The sequence below is a fragment of the Janibacter sp. CFPM2_SD2 genome, from assembly GCF_057364645.1.
The window spans coordinates 1-1618 of sequence record NZ_JBNFOF010000335.1; the positions used below are offsets into that span (position 1 = coordinate 1).

At 74.5% G+C, this 1618-nt stretch carries 3 protein-coding genes; 2 read left to right on the forward strand and 1 reads right to left on the reverse strand.

The genetic code is table 11. The features are described 5' to 3' along the window. The first annotated feature begins 78 nt into the window (after window positions 1–78). The gene (locus tag AC2W7J_RS18035) at window positions 79–588 is read left to right on the forward strand and encodes an AMP-binding protein (protein ID WP_485984137.1); all 510 of its coding nucleotides are present in this window, start codon (window positions 79–81) and stop codon (window positions 586–588) included. Beyond that, the gene (locus tag AC2W7J_RS18040; protein WP_485984139.1) at window positions 501–1181 is read left to right on the forward strand and encodes an AMP-binding enzyme; all 681 of its coding nucleotides are present in this window, start codon (window positions 501–503) and stop codon (window positions 1179–1181) included. The genes AC2W7J_RS18035 and AC2W7J_RS18040 overlap by 88 nt, the downstream gene beginning before the upstream one ends. A 58-nt stretch (window positions 1182–1239) precedes the next feature. Here the strand turns inward: AC2W7J_RS18040 and AC2W7J_RS18045 are convergent. Further along, window positions 1240–1618 (reverse strand): FadR/GntR family transcriptional regulator (locus AC2W7J_RS18045; RefSeq protein ID WP_485984141.1); only part of this gene is annotated, 379 nt, incomplete at its 5' end.

The window sequence follows — 1618 nt, forward strand, 5'->3', positions numbered from 1 at the left end:
CGATGCCGGCCCCGGCGAGGTGGCGCACGTGCTGCGTGACTCGGGGGCGAGCGCCTGGGCCGGGCCCGGCCCGACGGGGTGGACCTGCCCGTCGTTCCGCTCGACCTGGCCGCCAGCGCCCCGAGCGGTGCGTCCCCGGACCTGCCGGCTGCCGACGCGACGAGCCTGATCCTCTACACGTCGGGCACGACGGGTGCGCCCAAGGGCGTCGAGCTGTCGAGCGGTGCCATCGCCGCCGGTCTCGACGGGCTGGTCGACGCCTGGCAGTGGAGCGAGGAGGACACCCTCGTCCACGGCCTGCCGCTCTTCCACACCCACGGGCTGATCCTCGGCGTGCTCGGTGCGCTGCGCGTGGGCTCCCGCGTGCGGCACACCGGTCGGCCGACGCCCGAGGCCTACGCGGCGACCCCCGGCTCGATGTACTTCGGCGTGCCCACGGTGTGTCCCGGGTCGCGGCGGCGCCGGAGGCCGCCCGGGCGATCGGGCGCGCCCGCCTGCTCGTGTCGGGCAGCGCGCCCCTGCCCGCGCCGGTCTTCAAGGCGATCGCGGGTCTCGCCGGGCAGGCGCCGGTCGAGCGCTACGGCATGACGGAGACGATGATCACCCTGAGCGCGCGGGCCGACGGTGAGCGGCGGGCCGGCTGGGTGGGGCTGCCGATCACCGGTGTCGAGACCCGTGTCCGGGCCGAGGACGGCAGCGAGGTGCCCGCCGACGGCGAGTCGATCGGGCGGCTCGAGGTGCGCGGTCCCGTCCTCTTCTCCGGCTACCTCGGCCGTCCCGAGACCACCGCGGCCTCCTTCACCCGGGACGGCTGGTTCGTCACGGGTGACCTCGCCGCGCGCGATGCCTCCGGATTCCACCGGATCGTCGGCCGGGAGTCGGTCGACCTCATCAAGTCGGGCGGCTACCGGATCGGGGCCGGGGAGATCGAGGCCTCGCTCCTCGCCCGGCCCGAGGTCGCGGAGGTCGCCGTCGTGGGTGAGCCCGACCCCGATCTCGGTCAGCGCATCGTCGCCTGGGTCGTCGCCGAGGGGCCGACGGGCGACGATCTCGCACAGTCGCTCGTCGACCACGTCGCCCACGACCTCTCGCGCCACAAGCGGCCACGCGAGGTGCGCTTCACCGACTCCCTGCCGCGCAATGCCATGGGCAAGGTGCAGAAGAAGCAGCTGGCTCCCTGAGTCGTCTGCCGTCCGATCCGGACGCCGATGGCTGGGCGCCCCTGAACCGCAGGGGCGCTCAGTCGCCGGAGGCCTCGATCTCGTCCATGGCCTCCTGGGCCTCGGAGACGATGCGGCGCATCGCCTCCTCGGCGCTGTCAGGGCAGCCCTCGGCGATCGCTGCGGCAACCTCGACGTGCCAGTCGATGGCGCCCTGCTCGGGGATCTCCGGCATGAGGTCGTGCTCGGTGCGGCCGGTGAGCGCCTCGGCGACGAAGGGGGCGAAGCCGGCGAGCAGCGCATTGCCGGACGCCTCGAGGAGCGTGCGGTGGAAGTCGATGTCGTGACCGAGGTAGGTGAGGAGGTCTCCCTTCGGCCCGGTCTCGGCCATGCCCGCCGCCGCGGCCTGCAGCTGCTGGGACTGCTCGGGGGTCGCGCGCTGCGCGGCGAGGCGGGCG